A 6094-nucleotide genomic window follows, 5' to 3' on the forward strand; every position below is an offset into this window, starting at 1 on the left:
CGATTTCTCCGGGGCGCTCCAACACAAACACCCTCTTCATCTCGTATATCACATCGGGGGGGGGGGGGGCCCCCCGCTAGGGGGTGGGGGGCAGGGCAAGATGAACACATGCGGATCGGAGTACTTACGGGCGGTGGCGACTGTCCCGGCCTCAACGCTGTCATTCGCGCAGTAGTACGCACCTGCGACGCGCGCTACGGCTCATCGGTCGTCGGCTTCCAGGACGGGTGGCGCGGCTTGCTGGAAAACCGGCGCATGCAACTGCGCAACGACGACCGCAACGACCGACTGCTGGCCAAGGGCGGCACGATGCTCGGCACCGCACGCGTGCACCCCGACAAGTTGCGCGCGGGGCTTGACCAGATCAAGCAAACCCTTGACGACAACGGCATCGACGTCCTGATCCCGATCGGCGGCGAAGGCACGCTGACAGCCGCGCACTGGCTCTCCGAAGAGAACGTGCCGGTGGTCGGGGTGCCCAAGACCATCGACAACGACATCGACTGCACCGACGTGACTTTCGGCCACGACACCGCGTTGACGGTGGCCACCGACGCCATCGACCGTCTGCACAGCACGGCCGAATCCCACCAGCGAGTCATGCTCGTCGAGGTGATGGGACGCCACGCCGGATGGATCGCGCTGAACGCCGGCCTGGCCTCGGGTGCGCACATGACGTTGATCCCCGAGCAGCCCTTTGACGTCGAGGAAGTGTGCCGGCTGGTCAAACGCCGCTTCCAGCGCGGCGATTCACACTTCATCTGTGTTGTTGCCGAGGGTGCCAAACCCGTCGCGGGGTCTATCGCGTTGCGCGAAGGCGGGCTTGACGAGTTCGGGCACGAGAAGTTCACTGGCGTCGCCGCGCAACTCGGAAGCGAAGTGGAGAAGCGCATCAACAAGGACGTCCGCGTCACCGTCTTGGGACACGTCCAGCGGGGCGGTTCCCCGACCGCCTACGACCGGGTGCTGGCCACCCGGTTCGGAGTCAACGCCGCAGACGCCGCACATGCCGGAGAGTACGGGCAGATGGTGTCACTGCGCGGACAGGACATCGGTCGAGTGTCGCTGGCCGATGCCACCCGCCAACTCAAGCTGGTGCCCGAGACTCGCTACGACGACGCCGCCGCCTTCTTCGGCTGACACCCGGTTGTTGGCCAACCCGTAGGCCAGGCTTTACCTGATCGCAGGTTTTTGGTCGATAAGAATCGGTTATACGTTGCATATGAATTACCGCGGTCCCCATCGCGGAGTGCTGCAGCAGCCCGTTCCACCGCCCCAGCAGTGGGGCGATTGGCGCTGCGGCCCGGACAGCGGGGCGGCCACCGAACCCCAAACCTGTCGGCCGGAGACTTCTATATACCGGCAAATACCAAGCTCACGACCTGTGCGTTCCGGTCCCGCCGAGGCAGCGACGTTGGCGCTGAGCAAGGCTCCGCAGAAGGCACCGGATAAGACCCTGCACACGACCTTGCAGCCGGCGCCGGAAAAGCCACCGGCGTGGCGTGAGCGGGTGCCGGGTGGAACGGCTCTGGATGCCATCGAGCCCGAGGTGCCCGACCGGCAGGGCTGGCGGGACCTTATCCACCGCTATGCGGGGATCGATCTGGGGCCGGGCAAAGACGCGGCCTACGAAAACGCGCTGCGGGCACAGGTCAACACCCCGCTGGGTGCGGCCTATCCCATCGCCGTACTGAACCTCAAGGGCGGTGTCGGCAAGACGACGGTGGTCGAGGCGCTCGGCTCGACGTTCGCCAGCCTGCGCAACGACCGGGTTATCGCCGTCGACGCCGACGAAGGGGATCTGGCCGATCGGCACGGTCGTCGCAGTCAGCTGAGCTTGGTGGACCTGCTGTTGGACGGCTCGATCACCCGCTACACCGACGTGCGCGCACACACCTTCATGAACAGTTCGGGGCTGGAAGTTCTGGGGCCGCCGGACTACGCCCGAACCCACTGGACGATAGGGCGCCAGGACTTCGTGAAGGCGTACTCGATTCTCCGCGCCCACTATTCGCTCGTGTTGGTGGACTGTCCCAAGCCGCTCAAATCCGGGGTGATGGAGGCGGTACTCCCCGAATCTCGCGCTCTCGTCGTCGTCACCAGCACATCCATCGACGCGATACAGAAAACCCGCACAACCCTGGAGTGGTTGAGCAACAACGGTTATCGGAAACTGCTGAGATCGACGGTCCTCGCGGTGAACCACGTGGAACGCACGCAACTCAGCGCGCTGGCCACCAAGGAGCTCGAGGAGTTGTCCGCGCACGTCGGCGCGACCGTGGTGTTGCCGTTCGACCGACACGTCCATCACGGCCGAGAGATCGGGCTAGATCGGCTCAGCAGGGAAAGCCGACGCTGCTATCTGGAGATGGCGGCCGCATTGGCTCGCACATTTCCCAGTCGGTAGCCCACGTCCCCGGACCGCTCTGCGCCGCAGCGCCACCACTAGGATCGATCCCTATGACGGTTGCTAGGGCCGACCTGCTGGAATACGACGAGGTCATCGAACGCTTCGATCCGGTGCTCGGACTCGAAGTCCACGTCGAACTGTCCACCGCCACCAAAATGTTCTGTGGTTGCTCCACCGTGTTCGGCGCCGAGCCCAACACCCAGGTGTGTCCGGTGTGCCTGGGCTTGCCCGGCTCGTTGCCCGTGCTCAACCAGGTCGCCGTCGAGTCGGCGATTCGCATTGGGCTCGCGCTGAACTGCGAGATCGTGGACTGGTGCCGGTTCGCGCGGAAGAACTACTTCTACCCCGACATGCCGAAGAACTACCAGATCTCCCAATACGACGAGCCGATTGCCATCAACGGCTACCTGGAGGCGCCGTTGGAGGACGGCACCACCTGGCGGGTGGAAATCGAACGCGCGCACATGGAAGAAGACACCGGCAAGCTCACCCACATCGGTAGTGAGACCGGGCGTATCGAGGGTGCCACCGGGTCGCTGATCGACTACAACCGAGCCGGGGTGCCGTTGATCGAGATCGTCACCAAACCCATCGTGGGGGCCGGGGACCGCGCACCGCAGATCGCCCGGGCGTATGTCACGGCGCTGCGAGACCTGTTGCGTGTGTTGGGCGTATCGGATGTGCGAATGGACCAGGGATCCATGCGCTGCGACGCCAACGTTTCGCTCAAGCCAAGCGGCGCAACCGAATTCGGCACCCGCACCGAGACGAAGAACGTCAACTCGTTGAAAAGCGTCGAGGTCGCGGTCCGCTACGAAATGCAACGCCAGGCCGCGGTGCTGCTCGCCGGCGGCCAAATCATCCAGGAGACAAGGCACTTTCACGAAGCCGGTTACACCAGCCCGGGGCGGGCCAAAGAGACGGCCCAGGACTACCGGTATTTTCCCGAACCCGACCTCGAACCCGTGGCTCCCAGCCGGGAGTTGGTCGAGCGGTTGCGCGAGAGCATCCCCGAGCTACCGTGGTTGAGCCGCAAGCGAATTCAGGATGAATGGGGCATCTCTGACGAGGTGATGCGTGACCTCGTCAACGCCGGCGCGGTGGAGTTGGTCGCCGAGACCGTCAAGCACGGCGCGGCGAGCAAAGAGGCTCGTTCCTGGTGGGGAAACTTCTTGGTGCAGAAGGCTAACGAGGCCGGCATCGGGCTGGACGAACTGGCCATCACCCCGGTGCAGGTCGCGGCGGTGATCGCACTGGTCGATCAGGGCAAGCTGTCGAACAAACTGGCCCGCGAGGTCGTCGAAGGGGTGCTTGCCGGCGAAGGTGAGCCCGAGGCGGTGATGACCGCGCGCGGACTGGCGCTGGTCCGCGACGACTCGCTCACGCAAGCTGCGGTGGACGAGGCGCTGGCGGCCAATCCTGATGTCGCGGACAAGATTCGGGGCGGCAAAGTGGCTGCGGCGGGCGCGATCGTCGGCGCGGTGATGAAGGCGACTCGGGGGCAAGCCGACGCCGCGCGCGTACGTGAACTCGTATTGGCGGCCTGCGGCCAGAGCTAGGAGTCTCGGTGCGGTGAGCGACAAACTGCTGTTTCGGCTGACCAAGTTGATGAACAACGCGATGGTCATAGTGACGACACAAGTGACGACTCAAGCCGGCGATCATCGATCGGGGTGTCTGGTCGGCTTCTCCACCCAGGCCGGCATCAATCCGCCCAGATTTCTGGTTTGTTTGTCCCAGACCAACCACACCTTCGAGGTGGCGGCCCGTGCCGAACACCTGGCAATCCACCTGTTGTCGCGCGACGCCACGGATCTAGCTGAATTGTTCGGCGGCGAAACCGACGACGAGGTCGACAAGTTCGAGCACTGCGCATGGCACAGCGGGCCCCGCGGTATGCCGATTCTCGATAAGGCGGCCGCCTGGCTGGTGGGCGAGACGGTCGACCGTATCGACTTCGGTGATCACACCGGGTATCTACTGCAGCCCGTCGACGCCTGGTTCGCTGACGGCGCAGCGGATTTGATCCATTTCGCCGACGTCATGACCATGGAACCGGGTCACGATCCCTAAGAGATCGCTTCGAAAGAGTGTCGGAACGCTCTGCGCGCATCCATCATGGTGGGGTGATCGGTGAACCGTTCGACGACCTGATGACGATGCTGGACACCCCGGTGTACGTGGTGACCACCCAAGCCGAGGGGCACCCGTCGGGTTGTCTGGTCGCGTTCGCCACGCAAACCAGCGTGCAGCCGCCGAGCTTCATGGTCGGGCTGCCGCTGAACTGCAGCACCCACGAGGTGGCCTGCCAATCGGAGTATGTGGCGGTTCACGTGTTGCCGCGCAGCAAGCAGCTGTTGGCGGAGATGTTCGTCAAGCAGGCACCCGGCCACGAGGACACGTTGTCCCACTGCTCGTGGCGCGCCGGCCCGCTGGGGATGCCGATCCTCGATGATGCCGCCGCCTGGTTCGTCGGCAGGACGGTGAGCCGAAGCCCGGTCGCCGACCACGTGGCATACCTGCTGGAACCTGTCGCTACGTGGGCCCCCGACAGTGTCGAGGAGCTGCTCTATCTGTCCGACATCGACGAGGAGTACGACCCGGGTCAGGAGGCGCCGCAGCGGTTGTACACCGGCGAACGCAGTGAATCGGCCCGCAAGTACGGCATGAGATTCACCCTCGACGTTCCGTAAGGGGTAACGAACTAGGTCTTGTCGTCGTTGTTGCGCGGGAACCCGCCACCCTGCGGGAACAACGGGAAGACGACGTCGTCGAGCTTCTCGGCGTCGCCGGCGGTTTTGTTCACCGTCGCGCCCCACACGTTGCCGTCCGGCGACATCCGCAGCGCCCACGCGTGCGCGTGCGTGTCCTTGCGGACCACGTCCGGTTCACCGGTTACCGCGCCGGTCTTGGGCGCCAGGCGTACCGCGACCGTCAGCTTGGTGTTGATCAGGTTGACCAGCACGGTGCCGTCCATGGCCGCACAGCCCGCCACACCCGGCTTGTCCGGCCATGTCCACACCGTGGAGACCTCCGACTTCCTGGTGACGCGTTGCAGCCGGTCCGCACCGGGAGTGCGGTCGGCTACATACAGCGAGCCGTCCACCGGATCGATGCACATGCCGCCGCCGGAACCGATGCCGGACAGCGCGGTCGTCGGCGGCGCCTGGCCGAGCGTGGTCGGTTGCTCGATCCGTAACACCTTGCCGGCCAACGATTTCGGGTCAGCGGCCATGGCCGGGTTACCGGCATCTCCGGTCATCACGACCAGCGTCGTGGGACTGGTGAAGATCAGCGCTCCGGTGTTGCCGGTGGCGCCCTTGGGGATTCCGGTCAGGATGTCCTTGGGGACGTCACCTTCGGCGATCCGGATGACGCGGTTGTCGGTGGGAGTGCTGATGTAGGCATACATCAGCCGGTCCTGCGAGAACGTGGGGGACAGCACGATATCCATCAGGCCGCCGTCGCCGGACGGATCGACCGGGATGACCATCTTCACCTTGGGTTCGGCGCTGACGGAGATTTCCTTGACGGCGCCGGTGGTGCGTTCGGCGACCAGTGCGGTTTTGCTGTCGACACCCATGATCAACCCGCTGGTGCTCTCCAGGCAGCCCTGCATAACCCCTGGTGCGGGGCACGCCTTGGGGAACGGGGTGTGGCGGGCTGTGCGGCCATGGACGGCAC

6 protein-coding genes are annotated in these 6094 nt (G+C 64.9%); 5 read left to right on the plus strand and 1 reads right to left on the minus strand.

Annotation, left to right across the window (positions count from 1 at the left end; all coding sequences use genetic code 11):
• Positions 1–108: 108 nt before the first annotated feature.
• From A5634_RS15605 to A5634_RS15625, 5 genes are all read left to right on the plus strand, one after another.
• Positions 109–1140 carry an ATP-dependent 6-phosphofructokinase gene (locus tag A5634_RS15605; RefSeq protein WP_065144945.1) on the plus strand — a complete coding sequence of 344 codons (1032 nt, stop codon included), beginning with the start codon at positions 109–111 and terminating at the stop codon, positions 1138–1140.
• Positions 1141–1384: 244 nt separating this feature from the next.
• A complete protein-coding gene (locus A5634_RS15610) occupies positions 1385–2407 on the plus strand; it encodes a MinD/ParA family ATP-binding protein (RefSeq protein WP_437339980.1) in 1023 nt (340 codons plus the stop codon).
• Positions 2408–2460: 53 nt separating this feature from the next.
• Entirely contained in the window at positions 2461–3969 is a 1509-nt protein-coding gene (gene gatB, locus A5634_RS15615; protein ID WP_065144946.1) for an Asp-tRNA(Asn)/Glu-tRNA(Gln) amidotransferase subunit GatB, read from the plus strand.
• Between the two features lie 13 nt (positions 3970–3982).
• The gene (locus A5634_RS15620) at positions 3983–4483 is read left to right on the plus strand and encodes a flavin reductase family protein (protein WP_367593460.1); all 501 of its coding nucleotides are present in this window, start codon (positions 3983–3985) and stop codon (positions 4481–4483) included.
• Between the two features lie 17 nt (positions 4484–4500).
• The gene (locus A5634_RS15625) at positions 4501–5103 is read left to right on the plus strand and encodes a flavin reductase family protein (RefSeq protein WP_065144948.1); all 603 of its coding nucleotides are present in this window, start codon (positions 4501–4503) and stop codon (positions 5101–5103) included.
• An 11-nt stretch (positions 5104–5114) separates the two neighbouring features.
• Here the strand turns inward: A5634_RS15625 and A5634_RS15630 are convergent.
• On the minus strand, positions 5115–6094 hold a 980-nt coding region (locus tag A5634_RS15630; RefSeq protein WP_065144950.1), incomplete at its 5' end, for a PQQ-dependent sugar dehydrogenase.

This window comes from Mycobacterium asiaticum, assembly GCF_001673365.1.
Classification (GTDB): Bacteria; Actinomycetota; Actinomycetes; order Mycobacteriales; family Mycobacteriaceae; genus Mycobacterium; species Mycobacterium asiaticum_A.

Coding starts and splice junctions, on each gene's coding strand:
- A5634_RS15605 (WP_065144945.1), top strand. CDS start 109: ATGCGGATCGGAGTACTTACGGGCGGTGGCGACTGTCCCGGCCTCAAC.
- gatB (WP_065144946.1), top strand. CDS start 2,461: ATGACGGTTGCTAGGGCCGACCTGCTGGAATACGACGAGGTCATCGAA.